This window comes from Cellulomonas sp. Y8 (genome assembly GCF_008033115.1).
Taxonomy (GTDB): domain Bacteria; phylum Actinomycetota; class Actinomycetes; order Actinomycetales; family Cellulomonadaceae; genus Cellulomonas.
The window spans coordinates 3776447-3794476 of the sequence record NZ_CP041203.1 but is presented as its reverse complement, the minus strand read 5'-3'; the positions used below and the strand labels follow the sequence as shown (position 1 = coordinate 3794476).

The 18030-nt window shown below is 74.8% G+C and carries 18 protein-coding genes and 2 tRNA genes; 5 read left to right on the top strand and 15 right to left on the bottom strand.

Annotation, left to right across the window (positions count from 1 at the left end; translation table 11 throughout):
* Positions 1 to 7: 7 nt before the first annotated feature.
* Positions 8 to 580: a hypothetical protein gene (locus FKM96_RS17240; RefSeq protein WP_147796271.1), complete on the bottom strand. Its 573-nt coding sequence runs from the start codon at positions 578 to 580 to the stop codon at positions 8 to 10.
* Between the two features lie 178 nt (positions 581 to 758).
* Between FKM96_RS17240 and FKM96_RS17235 the strand changes: the two genes are divergently transcribed.
* Positions 759 to 1268: an ASCH domain-containing protein gene (locus tag FKM96_RS17235; RefSeq protein WP_147796270.1), complete on the top strand. Its 510-nt coding sequence runs from the start codon at positions 759 to 761 to the stop codon at positions 1266 to 1268.
* A 15-nt stretch (positions 1269 to 1283) separates the two neighbouring features.
* On the opposite strand, the gene FKM96_RS20830 is transcribed toward FKM96_RS17235, so the two are convergent.
* Together FKM96_RS20830 and FKM96_RS17230 are read right to left on the bottom strand one after the other, a co-directional pair.
* The gene (locus tag FKM96_RS20830) at positions 1284 to 1421 is read right to left on the bottom strand and encodes a hypothetical protein (RefSeq protein ID WP_168217024.1); all 138 of its coding nucleotides are present in this window, start codon (positions 1419 to 1421) and stop codon (positions 1284 to 1286) included.
* 104 nt (positions 1422 to 1525) lie between these two features.
* The gene (locus FKM96_RS17230; RefSeq protein WP_168217023.1) at positions 1526 to 2404 is read right to left on the bottom strand and encodes an SseB family protein; all 879 of its coding nucleotides are present in this window, start codon (positions 2402 to 2404) and stop codon (positions 1526 to 1528) included.
* Positions 2405 to 2481: 77 nt separating this feature from the next.
* On the opposite strand from FKM96_RS17230, the gene FKM96_RS17225 reads away from it, so the two are divergent.
* Complete coding sequence (locus tag FKM96_RS17225; RefSeq protein WP_168217022.1) at positions 2482 to 2694, top strand: ANTAR domain-containing protein; 213 nt, start codon at positions 2482 to 2484, stop codon at positions 2692 to 2694.
* Between the two features lie 77 nt (positions 2695 to 2771).
* Here the strand turns inward: FKM96_RS17225 and FKM96_RS17220 are convergent, their stop codons facing one another.
* Positions 2772 to 3248 carry an ATP-binding protein gene (locus FKM96_RS17220; protein ID WP_168217021.1) on the bottom strand — a complete coding sequence of 159 codons (477 nt, stop codon included), beginning with the start codon at positions 3246 to 3248 and terminating at the stop codon, positions 2772 to 2774.
* A gap of 249 nt (positions 3249 to 3497) precedes the next feature.
* On the opposite strand from FKM96_RS17220, the gene FKM96_RS20825 reads away from it, so the two are divergent.
* Complete coding sequence (locus FKM96_RS20825) at positions 3498 to 3923, top strand: GAF domain-containing protein (protein ID WP_168217020.1); 426 nt, start codon at positions 3498 to 3500, stop codon at positions 3921 to 3923.
* A 90-nt stretch (positions 3924 to 4013) separates the two neighbouring features.
* Here the strand turns inward: FKM96_RS20825 and FKM96_RS17210 are convergent.
* The 7 genes from FKM96_RS17210 to FKM96_RS17180 form a co-directional block, all read right to left on the bottom strand.
* Positions 4014 to 4086: transfer RNA gene (locus FKM96_RS17210), tRNA-Asn, on the bottom strand.
* 75 nt (positions 4087 to 4161) lie between these two features.
* A complete protein-coding gene (locus tag FKM96_RS17205) occupies positions 4162 to 4677 on the bottom strand; it encodes a hypothetical protein (protein ID WP_147796266.1) in 516 nt (171 codons plus the stop codon).
* A 68-nt stretch (positions 4678 to 4745) separates the two neighbouring features.
* On the bottom strand, positions 4746 to 5870 hold the full coding sequence (locus tag FKM96_RS17200) for a LacI family DNA-binding transcriptional regulator (protein WP_371300445.1): 1125 nt from the start codon (positions 5868 to 5870) through the stop codon (positions 4746 to 4748).
* A gap of 18 nt (positions 5871 to 5888) precedes the next feature.
* Positions 5889 to 8210: a hypothetical protein gene (locus FKM96_RS17195; protein WP_147796265.1), complete on the bottom strand. Its 2322-nt coding sequence runs from the start codon at positions 8208 to 8210 to the stop codon at positions 5889 to 5891.
* Positions 8211 to 8296: 86 nt separating this feature from the next.
* Positions 8297 to 9163, bottom strand: a complete 867-nt coding sequence (locus tag FKM96_RS17190) for a carbohydrate ABC transporter permease (RefSeq protein ID WP_147796264.1) — start codon at positions 9161 to 9163, stop codon at positions 8297 to 8299.
* Positions 9160 to 10089 (bottom strand): carbohydrate ABC transporter permease, encoded by a 930-nt coding sequence (locus tag FKM96_RS17185; protein WP_168217019.1) that lies wholly within the window; start codon positions 10087 to 10089, stop codon positions 9160 to 9162. Before FKM96_RS17185 ends, FKM96_RS17190 begins: the two co-directional genes overlap by 4 nt.
* Before the next feature lie 58 nt (positions 10090 to 10147).
* Positions 10148 to 11461, bottom strand: a complete 1314-nt coding sequence (locus FKM96_RS17180) for a sugar ABC transporter substrate-binding protein (RefSeq protein ID WP_147796262.1) — start codon at positions 11459 to 11461, stop codon at positions 10148 to 10150.
* A gap of 139 nt (positions 11462 to 11600) precedes the next feature.
* On the opposite strand from FKM96_RS17180, the gene FKM96_RS17175 reads away from it, so the two are divergent.
* Positions 11601 to 11674 (top strand) — tRNA-Ile (locus FKM96_RS17175).
* On the opposite strand, the gene FKM96_RS17170 is transcribed toward FKM96_RS17175, so the two are convergent.
* Both FKM96_RS17170 and FKM96_RS17165 read right to left on the bottom strand, forming a co-directional pair.
* On the bottom strand, positions 11672 to 12475 hold the full coding sequence (locus tag FKM96_RS17170; protein WP_147796261.1) for a hypothetical protein: 804 nt from the start codon (positions 12473 to 12475) through the stop codon (positions 11672 to 11674). The genes FKM96_RS17175 and FKM96_RS17170 overlap by 3 nt on opposite strands.
* Positions 12472 to 13884 carry a glutamate decarboxylase gene (locus FKM96_RS17165; RefSeq protein ID WP_147796260.1) on the bottom strand — a complete coding sequence of 471 codons (1413 nt, stop codon included), beginning with the start codon at positions 13882 to 13884 and terminating at the stop codon, positions 12472 to 12474. The genes FKM96_RS17170 and FKM96_RS17165 overlap by 4 nt, the downstream gene beginning before the upstream one ends.
* A gap of 219 nt (positions 13885 to 14103) precedes the next feature.
* On the opposite strand from FKM96_RS17165, the gene FKM96_RS17160 reads away from it, so the two are divergent.
* A complete protein-coding gene (locus FKM96_RS17160; RefSeq protein WP_147796259.1) occupies positions 14104 to 15624 on the top strand; it encodes a peptide MFS transporter in 1521 nt (506 codons plus the stop codon).
* A gap of 63 nt (positions 15625 to 15687) precedes the next feature.
* Here FKM96_RS17160 and FKM96_RS17155 read toward each other — a convergent pair whose 3' ends face one another.
* Positions 15688 to 16446 carry an SDR family oxidoreductase gene (locus tag FKM96_RS17155; RefSeq protein WP_147796258.1) on the bottom strand — a complete coding sequence of 253 codons (759 nt, stop codon included), beginning with the start codon at positions 16444 to 16446 and terminating at the stop codon, positions 15688 to 15690.
* A gap of 194 nt (positions 16447 to 16640) precedes the next feature.
* Entirely contained in the window at positions 16641 to 17960 is a 1320-nt protein-coding gene (locus FKM96_RS17150) for an aspartate aminotransferase family protein (protein WP_147796257.1), read from the bottom strand.
* Between the last annotated feature and the right edge of the window lie 70 nt (positions 17961 to 18030).

Genomic DNA, 18030 nt, shown 5'->3' with positions numbered 1-18030 from the left:
TCGCGGGTCAGGCGAGGTACGCCAGCACGACCGGCTCGTCCTGGCCCGCCCACGTGCCGACGAGCGTCCGGGCCGTCGGCGCGGTGAGGCCCGGGCGGGGCTCGCGCACGACGACGACCTCCGGGGTCGCGTCCGTCGCGTCCGCGTCGGCGGCGCCGCTCCCCCGGACCCGCACCGTCGGCTCGCGCTCCTCCCGGCCGTCGGGCGTCTCGACCCACATCCGCACCTGGGTGTCGGCCTCGCGGACCACCCGGGCGAGCTCGTCCCGGTAGACGGGGTCACCGGGGCCGTCGTACACCCAGCGGGTGCCGAGCACCGAGTGCTCCATCGTGCCGACCAGCCACTCCTCGGCGTCCGGCAGCGGGGCCCCGCGGTAGGTCAGCGGGACGTGCAGCAGCCGGCCGCCGGCCTCGACCAGGTGCGACTCGATGCCGACCTCGCCCTCGGGGTCGTCGAACCGGTACGCGCCCACCGGCACCACCTCGGCGGCCGCGCCGCCGCACCACGGCTGCGCGGGGAGCCAGGCGGCGATGAGCTCGGCCTTGGTCGGGACGAGGGTGGCCCGGTGGATGATCGCCATGCCGCCACGGTAGCGGGGGGCGGACCCGCCCACGGCACGCCGCGGTCTCGCTGGCCCCGCCGGCCGCCGGACGCCGCCGAGCGCCTACCCGACACGTCGAGCGCCTATCCCGTGGGTAGGCGCTCGACGCGTCCCGTATCCGCTCGGCGTCGAGCGCGCCGGGCGGCAGGATGTCCGGGTGACCAGCCACCGCACCCCGCCCGGCCCGCTCGACACCGACGCGGCCGCCGCGCTCTGGAGCGCCTACGTCTCCGCCCACCCCGAGGCGGTCGCCGCCGGCGACGAGTACGTCGTCGACCGGTTCGGCGACTCCGTCGAGCTGAGCGACGAGCTCCTCGGCATCGTCCGGTACGGCACCAAGCGCGCGACCGCCGAGCTCGTGGCCGAGTTCGCGTACCGCGGCGAGGCGCTCCCCCGCATCGGCGCGCACTGGGTGGCGTGCGACGGCCGGGGCAGGCCGCAGCTGGTGCTGCGGACGACCGAGCTGCGGATCGCCCCGTTCCGGGAGGTCGACGCCGACTTCGCGTTCGACGAGGGCGAGGACGACCGCAGCCTGCGCAGCTGGCGGGAGCAGCACCGGATCTACTGGGAGCGCACCTGCGCGGCGCGCGGCGCGGTGTGGAGCGAGCAGGACGAGATCGTGCTGGAGCGGTTCCGGGTGGTGTGGCCGCCGGAGGCGGCGGACTGACCCGGCACGCCGGCGCTACTCGCTCTGCGCCGCCCGGGCCTCGGCGATCTCCTGGGCGTCGGGCGACCCGGTCCGGTGGACCGAGAGCTCCCCGCACCCGACGAGACCGAGTGCGACGACTCCCACGATGCCGGCGACGGCGATCCTGCGCATGACCCTGACTTCCTGCTGCGGCGATTCAGACGAACCGGGGCATCTTGCCAGACGGCGGGCGCGACGACGGCGGGCCGTTGGTCCCGCGGGCGTGTCCGCGCCCGTCAGCGCGGGAGCGCGGCGGCCGGGACCACGACCGGCGGGCCGGCGGGGTTGACCACGATCCCGGCCCGCGCCGCGGCGAGCGTCGCCGCGGCGACCTCCCCCAGGCCGACCCGCCGGACCTCCCCGCCGGGCCGCCACGCCCACACCTCCGCGGGCGACGTCCCCACCACGGTGTACGCGCCGCCGTCCGGACCGGTGGCGGCGGGCCCGGCAGGCCCGTCGGACCCGTCGGACCCGTCCTCGGCCCCGGCCGCGACGGGGACGAACAGCGGCCCCGCCGCCAGCGCCTCGACGTACTGCGCGAACGGCAGCGACCGCGTCGTCGTCGCCTCGGTCAGCCGGGCGACCGCCTCGGGCTCCTCGGTGAGGTGCTGCCGGATCTCCGCCGCGTACGCGATGAACGCGCCCGGCGCGCGGCCGTCGATCACGATGCCCTGGTGGTCGCGCACCGCCTGCGCCAGCACCGCCGCGGCGGGCTGCACGAGCGACCGCCCTGCCGCCTGCCGCATCCGCTGCAGCTCGTCGTGACCGGTGAACGCGACGAGCAGGTCGGCGCCGGCGTTGTCCCGGGTCGACGCGATCGCCAGCGTGTCGCCCTGCTGGAACCCCCGGGCGGGGTCGGCGAGCCGGGAGTCGGTGACGTCGAGCAGGAGCTCGCCGGACACCGCGCGGCGGAGCACGTCGGCGAACGTCCGGGCGTCCTTGCGCTCCGCCCAGGTGCCGAGCGCCTCGCGGACACGGTCGTGGCGCACGCCGGAGCCGGGCTCGGCGGCGGGCGGTGCGGCTGCAGGCGCCGACGGCGGCTCCTGGCCGGGCGACGCACCGGCCCCCGGCTGGACCGGCTCGTGCTCTCGCGACCTGCGGCTGAACAGTCCCACGGCGCACACCCTAGGCCCGCTCGGAGCACGTACCGGAGCTCCGACCGCCCGTCGGGATCGCGCGGTACGTTCGCCCTGTGCGTCAGCATCGAGGCGACGAGGGTGCCGAGGACCGGGAGGCGTTGAGCGCACTGCTCGACCACCGCTCGACCGTCGACCGTGCGATCTGCGTCCTGATGGAGACCGACCGGTGCGACTACTGGGCGGCGATGCGCGTGCTCGTCGTCGGCTCGATCGAGCGGGACGTCACGGTGCACGCCGAGGCGCTGCGGGTGCTGCGCGAGCTGTAGGGCAGCGGACCCGTCGGTCGCGGTGGACGTCGGTGCCGCCGGCGGCTGAGCGTCTCGCCCGCCCGACCGTCGGGCGGTCAGATCGAGATGGTGAACCACACGGTGTTGCCGGTCCGGCCGGTGCGGCGGCCGTGGCCCCACTCGGTCGCGAGCATCGACACCAGCCGCAGCCCCTGCCCACCGGGCGTGCCCGGGTCCGGGGGCCGGACCCGCGGCCGGCCGGCGCTGGTGTCCGAGACCTCGACCCGGACGCAGTCGCCGTCGACGCTGAACCGCACCTCGACCTCGCCCCCGGTCCCGTGGACGATCGCGTTGGCGACGAGCTCGCTCGTCAGCAGCTCGATGTCGGGCAGGGACCCGTCGGGGACCCCCGACTCGCGGGCTCGGTCGCTCGCCCAGTGCCGGGCGATCCACACCGCACCGCGGCGCGGGGGGACGTGCAGCTCCAGGACCGTCCTCGGCGGCCCGGCCCCGGAACGCTCGCGCCACCACCGCGGGCGTCCGCCGTCGAGGTCCTGCAGCAGGACGTGCACCTCGTATGCGTCGCTGCTCAACGGTGACCCCTTGTGTCCCGGCGCGCGCTGCGATGCCCGATCCGGACCGAGGCGCGACCGCCGGGAGTCGTCGAGGCTGGCGACGGTACAGCTCCAGCATCGCACGCCCGGTTCGATCCGTCCTGTCGCGCGGCCATCGGTTCTCGGCCCGGTCCGTGCCACACTGGCGAGGTCGGAGTCGACCAGGCGCCCACCGGGGCGTTCCCTCGCCGGCCGTGGCGCGGGTCGCGCCCGAGAGCCGGTGAGATCGTGCACGAGATCCTCGACGCGTTCGCCGTTGCGGCACCCTCACGGACCGGGGTCCCCGCCTGCAGCGTCATCCTGCGCACCGGCGACCGGTTCGACCAGGTCGCGAGCAGCGATCCCGCCGCCGCGGCGTGCGACCAGCTCGAGGTGGACGACGGGGCCGGCCCCTGCCTCGAGGCGATCCGACAGCTGAGCAGCGTGGTCGTGGACGATCTCGACGTCGACAGGCGCTGGCCCCGGTGGAACCGGCGCGCACGGGTCCACGGCTACCGCTCCTTCGTCGCACTGCCGGGATACGTCGACGAGGTCACCACCGTCGCGCTGAACGCCTACAGCCGTCTGCCCGCCGCGTGGACGCGCGACGAGGTCATCCGGATCGACCTGTACGTCCAGGAGCTGGCGACGACGCTGCGCGAGCAGGGCACGTGACGACATCGCCCGGCCCTGGTGCGCACCCGCACCCCGGGCACGCGAACGGCCCACCTCCTGCGCGATGCAGGGGGCGGGCCGTCGTGGTTGCTCCCTCGACTGGACTCGAACCAGTAACCGTCCGATTAACAGTCGGATGCTCTGCCAATTGAGCTACGAGGGATCGTGCGGGAAGAACTCTAGCAGCCCTCCGGGGCTGCTCCTGACACGTCCCGCGTGGTCCCGGTCACCGCCGGGATCACGCGCGCAGGCCGGCCGCCGCGCGCACCCGGGCCTCCGCGGCGTCGAGCAGTGCGGCCACGCCCGGGTCGGCGAGGTCGACGCGCCCCGTGCCGATGACCTGCGTGAACAGCTCCCCGCCGTCCCCGCGGCGCAGCGCGACCCGGACCGGCCCGGCGCCCGGCACGGTGACGGTCTCGACGTGCACGACCGAGGACTGCACCCGCTCCCGCAGGGTCTGCGCGAACGCGACCGGCACGGGCGGGTCCAGCGGCAGCACCTCGACCGAACCGGTCACCCAGTGCACGGTGATGGCGGGCGGCTCGGGCGCGAACGATGCCCGGTCGACGTCCGACCACGGGTGCCGGCGCACCGGCGCGTCGGCAGGCCCGCCGGCGACGTAGAGCGCCTGCCGGGTGGCGGCGAGCCACCGGTCGCCCGACGCGGCGACGGCGAGCACCCGGTCGCCCGCCGGGAGGTCGAGGGCGCGGCGCACGTCGTCGGGCAGGGCGTGGCGGCGGGAGAAGAGCGGCACGGTGACCCACCGTAGCCGGATCCCGGGCGACCGGACCCCGGACCCACCGGCGCCCGTACCGCCGCGGCTCAGCCGTCCGCGACGGTCGAGCCGCGCACCGCGAGCTCGACCGGCAGCAGCTCCACCCCGGCCCCCAGCTCGTCCCCCGAGAGCGCGGCGAACAGCCGGCTGGCGGCGGTCCGCCCGAGGAGCTCGAGCCGGGTGTCGACGCTGGTCAGCTCCGGCCGGGTGTTGGTCACGACGAGCGACCAGTTGTCGTGGCCCACCACCGCCACGTCCTCCGGCACCCGGCGGCCGTGGTCCCGCAGGATGTCGAGCGCGGCGCGCGCGAGCTGGTCCGACGCGGCGACGACCGCGTCCAGGTCGGGGTGCTGCGAGAGCAGGCGCGTGGTCGCCGCGCGGCCCCAGCGCTCGCTCCAGTTCCCGGAGCCGGAGCCCGTGCCGAGCAGGGTCGCGCCGTGCTCCGCGAGCGCTGCCGCCGCGCCCGCCTCGCGCTCCCGGGACGCGGCGTACGTGGGATCGCCGCCGACGTAGGCGATCCGGCGGCGGCCGAGGTCCCAGAGGTGCTCGGCGGCGATGCGGCCGGCCTGGACGTTGTCGGCGGCCAGCGACAGGTCCTGCGGGTCCTCGGAGGGTGCGTAGGCGTAGACCACCGGCACCGGGAGGTCCTGCCCGAGCGAGGGGCGCGGGTCCGTGCGCGGGCCGCCGACGACGATCAGCCCGTCGATCTGCCGCTCGAGCAGGGTGCGCAGCTGCTGCTGCTCGCGGATGGCGTCCCCGCGCGCGTCGGTGAGGATCACCGAGATGCGGCCGGCCCCGAGCGCGTCCTCCGCGCCCATGAGGATCGGGATGACGAACCGGCCCTCGAGGTCGTTGGTCAGGACCCCGACGGTGCCGGTGCGGCCGTTGGCGAGGTTCTGGGCGAGCACCGACGGCGTGAACGACAGCGCGTCGGCCGCCTCCAGCACGCGCTGACGCGTCTCGGGCCGGATCTCGCCGCGCCCGTTGAGCGCCTTGGACGCGGTGCCCTTCGACACCCCGGCACGCCGCGCGACGTCCGCGAGCGTGGCGCGGGCGGCCGGGCGCTGCTGCACGACGTCGCCGCTCTCCCGACCCATCGCCCGCGCGCTCCCGTCGTCCCCGGCGTCGCCGCCCCGCCCGGTCGACCCGGGCGGGGCGGTCGTGACGTCCACCACCTGTGTCCGCCGACCCTAGCGGGACGCGACGGCGGCGCGACGGCGGTCCTGCCAGCACGTCCGCAGGTCGGTGGTGCCGAAGCGCCGCAGGACCTCGTCGGTGGCGTCGATGCCGACGGCCGAGATCCACGGCAGGCAGGTCTTGTTGCCCTCGCCCTTGCCGCGACCGCCGAAGCCGGTGTCCACGAACATCGGGTCGTCGATCAGCCACCAGCTGACCAGCAGCCCCTCCTCCTGGAGCCCGGGCCGGGCGTACCCCCAGTCGCGCCCGGGGGTGGCGACGGTCTCGTTCGAGCCGTGCAGCACCAGGTCCGCGACCTCGGCGAGCACGTCGTCGTCGCCGATCAGGGCGGCCTCGAACAGGTCGGGCACGGCGTGCAGCTCGTACGGGTGGATGTAGCCGGCGCCCGCGGTGTCGCAGGCGCTCCAGCCGGTGCTGCGGAACCCGTACCCGGCCATCGTGCTCCCGGGCGGCAGCGGCACGTCCCAGAGGTAGACCCAGGTGGCCAGCACGCGCGCCGCGTCCACCGCGGCCGCGCGCAGGTCGTCGTCGCCGGTGAGCTCGGCGGCGGCGAGGCAGGCCCGCAGCGAGAACAGGATGCTCTCGGAGTCGACGAGCTGGGCCCGGGCGTAGATCGAGTCGTGGATGCCGCCGTTGAACTTGAGCCCCCGGACGAAGTGCTCGGCGACGAACCCGGCCGCGCGCACCGCGGCGTCCCGCCAGCGCGGGTCGCCGGTCGCCTGGAAGAGCTCGTGGAGGAACGGCACCGCGGTCGCGGTCGACGACTTCTGGTTGAGCTCCGCCCGGCCGAACCACGCGCGCGGCTCGACGAGCGCCGACCCGTCGAAGGCGTAGGCGCGGCGCCAGGACCCGTCCTCCTCCTGCGCCCCGAGCAGGAACTCCCCGAAGGACCGCGCGACCGCGAGCCACTCCTCGTGCACCGTGCCGCGTTCGCGCTCCGCGGCGTAGGCGCGGAGCAGGGCGTGGTGCTCCTCGGCGACGCACCGCAGGTACGTGCCGTCCGGCGCGCCCGACAGCGCGTCCACCGCGTAGGCCATGTGCTCCAGCACCGGGCCCATGAGGTCCCGCAGGTCGGCACCCTCCTCCGCGTACGCCAGCGGCAGCAGCAGCCCGCTCCACCAGCTCGCGTCCCGCTCGGAGTCGAAGTCGTAGAGCGTGTGCACCAGGCCCAGCGGCGAGCCACCGGCCCGCCGGACGAAGCTCTCGACCGCCCGCAGCGCCTTGTCGCGCGCCGCCGGGTCCGCGATCTGGGGGGCGTGGTTCAGCACGTGCAGGGCGTTGAGCACGGTCTGCCCCGTGAAGCCGTACTGCAGCACGTCGCCGAGCTGGCGCCCGTCCTGCGGGTGGCAGTTCGTCACGAACCCCGCCGTCGTGGCGTTCTCCCGGTAGTACGGCAGCAGCGCGTCGAGGCGCAGGGCGGTGAGGTCCTCGACGGGCACCGGCAGCTCGACGCGCCTCGGCCGCAGGTGCGCCACCCGGGCACCCCAGAGGTGCCACAGCGCGTCGGTCGCCGTCGCGCCGCGCACCACGCCGACGCCGTAGGACACGGTGAGGTCGGTGGCGTCGTCGACGGGCCAGAACGCGCCCCACGGCTCCCGGTCCCGGGCCGTCAGCGCGTGCGAGCGCGCCCGCTCCACGAAGGGGTACGCCGCCGACAGCGACCAGCCGCCGGGCCGGTCCAGCAGGCCGAGCGAGCCGATGTCCGTGCGCTGAGCGAAGGCCTGCTGACCGCGGGCGCGGTCCGGGGCGTCGTCGTGCGCCGGGACGTCCTGGCGGGACAGCCAGACCCCGAGCCCCCGGCCCGGGGCGTACGCGAGAACGGCGAGGCCGGTGAGCCGGTCGTCCCGGAACACGAGCTCGCGGGTGTCGAGGTAGTCCTCGACGCCGTCGCCGTCGACGTCGTTCAGGTCGTACAGCGCGGGCGGCGCGAACACCTGGGCCCGCTCGTCGAACCCGGTACCGACCACGTCGAGGTCGAGGACGGCGCGCACCGCGGTCCCGGGCACCGGAGCGGGCACCCGCACCCGGCGGTCGACGCGGACGCCGTCGCCCTCGGGCGCCCAGCGGTCCACGACCACGACCTCGCCGGCGGCGGTCCGGGCCCGGGCGGTGGCGAGCAGGGCGTCGCCGTCGCGGACGACCTCGGCGTAGGGCGCGGGCACGCGCTCCCCCCGCCAGTCGGCCGGGTCGCCGGTGTGGACCTCGACGACGGCGGGCGCGGGGCTCGCGAGCAGGCGCTCGGCGCCGGCGTCCGGGGCGGACCAGAGCTCGACGCCGTGGGCGCCGTCGGGGCCGGAGGTGCGGATCTCGATCACGGGGTGCTCCTGGTGGTGCTCGGGGCGCGCTCGGGGGCGCGCCGTCGGGGGGCGGTGCGGGAGGGTGCGTGCGGCGGGCGGGCGGCTCAGCCCTTGGTGGCGCCCGCGGTGAGGCCGGAGATGATGCCCCGCTGGCACAGCAGCGTCAGGACGAGGACGGGCAGCAGGTAGACGACCGCGGCCGCGGTCATGTCGCCCCACAGCGTCTGGAACTGGGTGATGTACCCGGAGATGCCGACCGGCATGGTCTGCGCGGCGGGGGTCCGGGTGAGCGACAGGGCGATGACGAGCTCGTTCCACGCCGCGAGGAACCCGAACAGGGCCGCGACCGCGACGGCGGGGGTCGAGATCGGCAGCACGATCCGCCCGATGGTGCCGAGGGTGCCGGCGCCGTCCAGCCGCGCCGCCTCCAGCAGCTCCTCGGGGAGCTCGCGGAAGAAGCCCTCGAGCATCCAGATGATCAGCGGCAGCACGATCGGCAGGTACGCGATCGCCAGGCCGAGCGGGCTGTCGATCAGCCCGAGCTGGCGGAACTGCAGGAAGAACGGCAGCGCCAGCGCCACGGGCGGGAACATCCGGGTGACCAGCACCGACCCCAGCAGGACGCCGGAGAACCGGTAGCGGAACTTCGCGAAGCCGAAGGCGGCGGGCACCCCGAGCAGCAGCCCGACGGCCGTCGCCCCGCCCGCCGCGAGCAGGCTGTTCCGGAAGAACTGCAGGACGGTCTCGTTCCCGAGGACCGACGCGAAGTGCGTCGTGGTCGGGGACTCCGGCAGCACGGTGGGCGGGATCGCGAAGATCTCGACGTCCGGCTTCAGCGACGTCGCGACCACCCAGACGACGGGCAGCAGGAACAGGAACGACGCGGCCGCGGCGACGAGCCCGGTGGCGGTGCCGCGGGCGACCCGCCGGGTGGTCCGCGGCCCGCGGGCGGGCAGGGTCAGGGTGGTCATCGCTCACCTCGCGGGCGCAGCCAGAGGAAGACCGCACCGGCGGTGACGCCGATGACGATCACGAACAGCACCGATGTGGCCGCCCCGCCGCCGAAGTCGGTGGCGGTGAACATCTGCCGGTACAGGAAGGTGCTCAGCACCTCCGTCGACGAGCCCGGACCGCCGCCCGTCATCACGTACACCGCGTCGAACACCCGGAAGGCGTCGGCGAGCCGGATCACGAGGATGATGAGGATCGAGGGCCGCAGCAGCGGCAGCGTGATCCGCCAGAAGGTCTGCCACGGCGAGGCGCCGTCCGTCCGGGCGGCCTCCTTGAGCTCGCCGGGGATGTTGGCCAGGCCCGCGAGGAGCACCAGCACGACGAACGGCACCGCGAGCCAGGCGTTGGTGACCAGGATCGTCGTCCGCGCGAACCACGGGTCGGCGAACCAGGCGGGCCCGGTGATCCCGACGAGCGCGAGCCCCTCGTTGACCAGGCCGTAGCCCGGCGAGAACAGGAACTTCCACGCCATCGACGCCACGACGGGCGCGATCATCAGCGGCAGGGCCAGCACGAGGCGCAGCACCTTGCGGCCGCGCGTCTCGCGTTGCAGGAGCAGGGCGATCGGGATGCCGATCGCCAGCTCGACGACGAGCGTGGTGACGACGTAGCCCAGCGTCTGCGTGAGCGCCGTCCAGAAGGCCGGCGAGCCGAGCACCCGGGCGTAGTTGTCGAGCCCCGCGAACGAGGGCGCGGGCCCACCGACCGCCACGCTGAACTCCTGCAGGCTGAGGGACACGGTCCACAGCAGCGGGTACAGCGCGGTCGCGGCGAGCGCGAGCAGGGCGGGGAGGGTCAGCAGCACGCCGGCGCGCCGGCGCCCGGCGAGCAGGCCGCCCCTGCGGACCGTGGCGCGGCGCCCGGGCGTCCCGGGGTCGGCGACCACGGGGCCGGCCGGTGCGTGGTGGCGGGCGGGCGTCCCCGGCCGGCCGCCACCACGCAGGTCAGCGGCCAGCTGCCCGCTCCATCTCGGACTGCGCCGCGGCGAGGGCCTCGTCGGGCGTCTGCTGCTGCGACATGACGGCGGACACGGCCTCCGCGATCGCCGTCTGGTACTGCGCGTACGCCGGGGTCATCGGCATCGTGGTGCTCGCCTCGACGGACTCGGAGAACACCGCCAGCGCGTCGCGGTCGGCCTGCGACAGCTCGTCGGACGCGGCGAGCGTCTCCATCGACGACGTGCGGGGCGCCGGGGACAGCTGCTCGATCGCCTTGCGCGCCAGGACGTCGCTGCTGGTCGCCCAGCTCACCCACTGCCACGCGGCGTCCTGCGCGTCCGAGGACGCCGAGACGCCGAAGCCCCAGGAGAACGTCGTGCTGACCTGGTCCGGGTCGCCCGGGTTGAGGGCCACCGCGACGTCGTCGGCGATCTTCGACTGCGCCGGGTCGGAGGCCTGCGCCCAGAGGTACGGCCAGATGGAGATCATGGCGACCTTGCCCTCGAGGAACTGGCCCTGCATCGCGGACAGGTCGTGCAGCCCCTGCGGGCTCGACTGGTCCTCGAACTGGATCCCGGTCATGAGGTCGAAGGCGTCGCGCGCCTCCGGGGTGTCGATGGTGGGCGCGCCGTCCTCGTCGACGATGTCGCCGCCGGTCTGCTGGACGTAGCTCTCGAACCGGGTCGCGACCTCGCCGTCCCGGTTGCCCGGCACCATCGTCCCGTAGACGCCCGCGGCGGGATCCGTCGTCGCGGCCGCGGCCGCCCGGTACTCCTCCCACGTCGTCGGCGGGCCGTCGAGCCCGGCGGCCTCGAGCAGGCTCGGGCGGTAGTACGTGACCAGGTTGTGCACGAGGAACGGCAGGCCGTAGAGCTCGCCGTCGTAGCTCACCGTGTCCAGCGTGTGCTCGACGAAGTCGTCGCGGTCCGCGTCCTCGAGCCGGTCTCCCAGCGGGGACAGGTACCCGTTCTCGGCGAACTCGGCGATCCACGGCTGGTCGACGGTCAGGACGTCGTAGGCGCCGCCGCCGGCGATCGCGTCCGAGAGGAACTGCTGGTGCATGGTGTCGTGCGGGACGCCGAGGATCTCGACGTCGATGCCGGTCTCCTCCGTGAACTCCGCCGCCAGCTCCCGGTAGAAGGCCTCGTGCGGGGACCCGGCCTCCATGCCGACGGTGATGCTGGTGGCGTCGCCGGACGCGCCGGAGCCCGCGCCCGACGGGGCGGGCGCCGACGGCGCGCAGGCGGTCAGGGCCAGGCCCGCGGTGCCGAGGACCGCGGCCGCCGTGAGGCCCCGGGACCACCGAGGTGTGCTGAACATGGCTAGCTCCCTTGCTAGATCGGTGTTTCGCAACCGGTTTCCGCAGACGCTAGTGCGGGGCGCGCGGAGGTGTCAACGCGACCCGGGGACCCGCAGGTCAGGGCGCTCGGGGCCCGCTGGTAGCCTCGGGGGTCGACGAGGGCCAGTAGCTCAGCCGGTCAGAGCAGCGGACTCATAATCCGTCGGTCGTGGGTTCAAGCCCCACCTGGCCTACGCAGCAGCGCCGCGGGCGCGCGACCGCTCGCGGACCGACCCCACCGGCAGCAGCGCCGCGCCGGCGAGGAAGCACACCGCCCCCGCGCACGTCCCGGCGTTCACCAGCGCCACGTTCGTCTCCTCGGTGGTGCCCGCGACGTACCGCGCCGCGACCGCCGCCGCGCCGAACGCCACCGACCCGGCGAGGTTCAGCGCCGCCACCCACCAGTCGACGGACCCGCGCCGCCACGCGACCCGCGCGCCCGGCGCCGCCGGCGCGCCCCGCTCGCCCGTCGCGGTGCCCGGCACGGAGCCCGGCACGGAGCCCGGCACGCCGTGCACCGCCCGCGGCCGCACCGCTCGCCGCACGGCCACGCAAGCTAGGACGCTCGCCACGAGGAAGCACACCGACCCGTACACGTCCGGCGCCCACACCAGGCGCCGGGCCGACGGCGCCGCGAGGTCCCGCGTCGCCGCGTACGTGCTGACGTTGAAGCACACCGTGCCGACCAGCTGCACCAGCGCCGCCGCGCGGTCGAGGCGGTCGTCCCGCGGCGTCCCCGCGACCTGGAACGCCGCCGCCGAGGTGAACAGCACCGACCCGACCACGAACGTCCACGCCGCCACCGCGGGCGCGACCCGCGCCGCGTACAGCGGCAGCGACCCGACGGCGAAGCACACCGACCCGAGGCCGAACAGCAGCCCGAGCCGGACGCTCGCGGCGCTGGGCCGCGGTGCTCCCGCCGGCCGCCGGGCGCGCACCGGCCGCCCGGCGCGCACCGCCCGCGCCGCGTCCCCGGGCGGCCCCGCGCCGGTCACCGCCGTAGGCCGGTCCGCGCCTTGCTCCGCGCCGCCGCGTGCGCGGGCGCGGTCCACAGGTCCGGGGCGTGGTGCGCCCGCGGCACCGGCGACTCCGCCTCGAGCGCGGTGCACGCGAGGTCGAGGTCGCGCAGCAGCTGGTCGATCATCAGCCGGCTGAGGTCCAGCCGGACGACGACGCGCATCAGGTGCACGTCCTCGGCGTCCGGCGGCAGGCTGTACGCGGGGACGATCCAGCCGTTCTCCCGGAGCCGCGCGGACAGGTGGTAGACGTCGTACCCCGGGTCTCCCGACAGCCGGAACGTCACGACCGGCTCGGCCAGCCCCGGGTTGAGGATCTCGAACCGGCCCGTGGCCTTCAGCGCCTCGTTCAGGTAGCGCGCGTTGGCGAGCATCGTCTCGACGATCGCGGTGTACCCGTCGCGTCCGAGCCGCAGGAAGTTGTACATCTGCGCCTGGATCATCGCGGAGCCGCGGGAGAAGTTGAACGTGTAGGTCGGCTGCGCGCCGCCGAGGTAGTTCACGCTGAACACCAGGTCCTCGGGCAGCCGGGACGCGTCGCGGAACACGAGCCACCCGACGCCCGGGTACACGAGGCCGTACTTGTGGCCCGAGGCGTTGATCGACGCGACCTGCTCCAGCCGGAAGTCCCAGGCCAGGTCCGGCTCGGCGAACGGCGCGATGAACGCGCCGCTCGCGCCGTCGACGTGCAGCGGGACGTCCCAGCCGCGGTCGGCCTTGATCCGCACCAGCGCGGCGTCGATGTCGGCGATCGGGTCCGCCTCGCCGATGTGCGTGGTGCCGAGCACGGCGCCCACCGCGATCGTCCGCTCGTCCACCCGCGACGCCACGTCCTCGGCGGTGATCGTGTACCGGTCCGGGCGCATCGGGATCTTGCGCATCTCGACGTCGAAGTAGTTGGCGAACTTGTCCCACACGACGTGCGTCTCGGCGCCGAACACGACGTTCGGCCGGTCGGCGGGCTCCCCCGCGGCCTGCCGCCGGTGCTGCCACGCCCGCTTGTGCGCCAGCAGGCCGAGCATGATCGCCTCGGACGACCCGATGGTCGCGACGCCGACGACCGTCGCCGGGTCGGGCGCGTGGAACAGGTCGCCGAGCATGTGCACGCAGGCCTCCTCGACGAGCGAGGCGACCGGGTACTCCTCGTGGTCGATGTGGTTCTTGCGCAGCGTGTCGTGGATCAGCGCCTCGGCCTGCGGCTCCATCCACGTCGTCACGAACGAGGCGAGGTTCAGCGTCTCGCGCCCGTCGAGCATGAGACCGGTGTGCAGCAGCTCGTAGACCTCGTCCGGGTCGAGCCCATGCTCCGGGAACTCGGTGCGGTCGATCGCCGTGCGGAAGCTGGCCCGCCCGTGGATCGGCGGGGTGGTGCGGCGGTCGCTGGACATGGGGCAGCCCCTCGCGGTCGGTGGAGACGCGGTGCGGTGCGACGGCGGGGGCCCGTCCGGACGAGGCGACCGTAGCAGCGGCGCTCGCACGGGCCGTTACCGGCGGCCGCCCGCCACCTCACGGGCCCATGGTCCTGTTGCCGTGCTGCGAGCCGGGGCCACATTCTGGATTTCGGTGTGTCGTCCGGGCGCGCCACCACGAGCGTCAGGAGCCACCCGATGACCACCGCCGCCCACGGCGAACCCCCCGCCGGCAAGCTGGCCGGCGACCGCGCGTTCTTCGGCCACCCGCGCGGCCTGATGACGCTGTTCACCACGGAGCTGTGGGAGCGGTTCAGCTACTACGGGATGCGCGCCATCCTGCTGTACTACCTGACCGACTCGGTCGCGAACGGCGGCCTGGACATCGCCGAGACGACGGGCCTGGCGCTCGTGTCGATCTACGGCACCAGCGTCTACCTGCTGTCGGTCGTGGGCGGCTGGCTCGCGGACCGCGTGATCGGCGCCCGGCGGTCGGTGCTCATCGGCGGCATCATCATCGCGGCCGGCCACGTCTGCCTGGCGATCCCGTCCGCCGGGTTCTCGTACCTCGGCATCGCCCTGGTCGCCCTCGGCACCGGCCTGCTCAAGCCGAACGTGTCGAGCATGGTCGGCGAGCTGTACGCCCGCGACGACGAGCGCCGCGACTCGGCGTTCTCGATCTTCTACATGGGCATCAACATCGGCTCGTTCACCGCGCCGTTCCTCGTCGGGGCCGCGCGCGCCTGGGGCGGGTACCACGCGGGCTTCCTGGTGGCGGCCGTCGGCATGGCGATCGCGCTGGTGTTCTTCGTGGCCGGTGCGAAGTACCTCGGCAGGGCGGGCGGCGTCGCGCCGAACCCGGTGCGGCCCGAGGAGCGCGTGAAGCTCGTCCGCGGGTTCCTCGTCATCCTCGGCGGGATCGTCGTCGTCGGCCTGGTCGCGGCGCTCGTGGCCGGCGGGTTCAACCTGGACACGTTCATCGACACGATGTCGTACCTGGCGTTCATCGCGCCGGTCGCCTACTTCATCGTGATGTACCGCTCCCCCAAGGTCACCGACGCCGAGCGGCCGCGCGTGCTCGCGTACATCCCGCTGTTCGTCGCGGCGATGCTGTTCTGGATGATCTTCGAGCAGGCGGCGACGACGCTCGCCTCGTTCGCGCAGAACCGCACCGAGCTGTCGTTCTTCGGCGTCACGATCAGCCCCGAGTTCTTCCAGTCGGTGAACCCGCTGTCGATCATCATCCTGGCGCCGGTGTTCGCGTGGATCTGGTCCAAGACGCACGACCGCCCGCCGACCGCGACCAAGTTCGCGATCGGCCTGGCGCTCGCCGCGCTGTCGTTCCTCGTCATGGCGCTCGCGTCGGCGGCGTTCGTCGACCGCCTCGCGCCCGCCTGGGTGCTCGTGGTCGTCTACGTGATCCAGACGCTCGGCGAGCTGTGCCTGTCCCCCGTCGGGCTGGCGGCGACCACGCTGCTCGCGCCCCGGGCGTTCCGGAACCAGGCGATGGCGGTGTGGTTCCTCGCGCCGGCCGCCGGGCAGGCCATCACGGCCCAGCTCATCAAGGCGACCGAGGGCTCGTCGGACACCGCGTACTTCGGCGGGATCGGCGCCGTGGCGCTGGCGTTCGCGCTGATCCTGCTCGCGCTGTCCCCGTGGGTGACGCGGCACATCCGCCGGGCGGACGAGATGGAGGGCACGGTGAGCGCCGGGGCGTGACGCCCGAGCCGGTCACGGCGCCGGGGTGGGTCGTGACGACCGCCCGGCACCGCGACCGGGTGATCAGGACCGCGCGGTCTGGGTGTTCGACACCTGGGCCCGCGGCCGGACGACCAGCGTGTCGATGTTCACGTGGTGCGGCCGGGTCAGGGCGAACGCGATGACGTCCGCGATGTCCTCGGCGAGCAGCGGCTGGTAGCCCTCGTAGACCTTCGCCGCGCGCTCCGCGTCGCCGCCGAACCGGACGAGCGAGAACTCCTCGGTCGCGACGGCGCCGGGCGCGATGTCGATGACCCGGACCGGCTCGCCGATCAGCTCGAGGCGCAGCGTGGTGGTGAGCATCCGCTCGGCGTGCTTGGCGCCGGTGTAGCCCGCGCCGCCCTCGTACGGGCCGATGGCCGCCGTCGACGTGACGACCAGGACGTCGCCCCGGCCGCTGGCCTTGAGCAGCGGGAGCAGCGCCTTGGTCACCCGCAGGGTGCCGAGCACGTTGATGTCGTACATCCGGCGCCAGCCCTCGACGTCCGCCTCGGCGACCGGGTCGAGGCCCAGCGCACCGCCCGCGTTGTTGACCAGCGACGTGAGGCCGCCGGTCTCCGCCACGTGCGCGGCCAGCCGGGCCACGTCGTCGTCGCTGGTGAGGTCGGCGACGAACGGCTCGGCGCCGGTCTCGGCGGCCAGGGCCTCGAGCCGCTCGGCCCGGCGGGCGACGGCGACGACGTCCCAGCCCTCGGCGCGGAGCCGGCGGACGGTCGCGGCGCCGATCCCGCTGGAGGCGCCGGTGACGACGGCGCGGAGGGCGGGCGTGGCGGTCTCGGACATGCGGGGTGGTCCTCTCGGTGGTGCGGGGATGGTGCGCGGGATCGCGCGCGGGACGCGCGCGGGACGGTGGCGTCGGGAGGGGCGGCCGGATCGACCCTACGACCGGTTCCCACCCGATTCTCGCCCCGCACCCCGATCGATCGGGGCACGCCGCGAGAATCGGGTGGGGACCGGGGTGCCCGCCCGCGCCGCGGTCAGAGGGTGGCGTCCAGGGCCGTCAGGACCTCGTCGTACGCCGCCAGGGCCGTCGCGACCTGGGCGTCCGTGACGACGCAGGGCGGGACGACGTGGATGCGGTTGTCCTGGACGAACGGCAGCAGCCCCCGGTCGAGCAGGCCGGCCTTGACCGCGCCCATCGCCGCGGCGCCGACGGGCTCCCGGGTCGCCCGCGACGTGACCAGCTCCAGCGCCCAGAACACCCCGGTCCCCCGGACCTCGCCGACGGACGGGTGCGCGTCCGCGAGCGCCGCGAGCCCCGGCGCCAGCACGTCGGCGCCGATCCGGGCGGCGTTCTCGACGACCTTCTCGTCCTCCATCGCCTCGATGGTCGCGACGACCGCCGCCATCGCGAGCGGGTGGCCCGAGTAGGTGAGCCCGCCCGGGAACACCCGGTCGTCGAACGCGTGCGCGACCGGGTCGGACATCAGCACGCCGCCCGCGGGCACGTAGCCGGAGTTGACCCCCTTGGCGAAGGTGACCAGGTCGGGCACCACGTCGTGCTGGTCGAACGCGAACCACGACCCGGTGCGGCCGAACCCGGCCATCACCTCGTCCAGGATGAGCAGGATGCCGTGCCGGTCCGCGATCTCCCGGACGCCCGCCAGGTACCCGGGCGGCGGCACCAGCACGCCCGCCGTCCCCGGGATCGACTCCAGCAGGATCGCCGCGATCGACGCCGGCCCCTCCGACTCGACGACCCGCGTCAGGTGCCGCAGCGCGCGCTCGCCCTCCTCCTCGGGCGTCGTGGCCCAGAACTCCGACCGGTACAGGTAGGGCCCGAAGTGGTGCACGTGCCCGCGGGCGTACTCGTTGGGCACACGCCGCCAGTCACCGGTCGCGACCACGGCCGCGCCGGTGTTGCCGTGGTACGACCGGTAGGCCGACAGCACCTTGTCCCGGCCGGTGACCAGGCGCGCCATCCGGATGGCGTTCTCGTTGGCGTCGGCCCCGGCGTTCGTGAAGAACACCTTCGAGAAGCCCTCCGGCGCGTGCCGGAGGATCGCCTCGGCGGCCCGGCCCCGCGGCAGCACGGCGTGCGACGGGGCGATGGTGGCGAGCCGCCCGGCCTGCTCCGCGATGGCCGCCACGACCCGCGGGTGCTGGTGGCCGATGTTGGTGTTGACGAGCTGGCTGCTGAAGTCGAGCAGGGTCCGGCCGTCCGCCAGGGTCACCTCGCAGCCGGACGCGCCGGCGACGACGAGCGGGGCGAGCGCGCCCTGGGCGGACCAGGAGTGGAACACGTGCGCGCGGTCGAGCTCGAGGGCGAGCGCGCCGTCGGCGTCGAGTGCGGTCATGGGTGCGGGCCTTCCGTGGGGAGGGGTGGTGGGGTCGGGACGGCGGCGCGGCGGACGCCGCCGCCCCGGC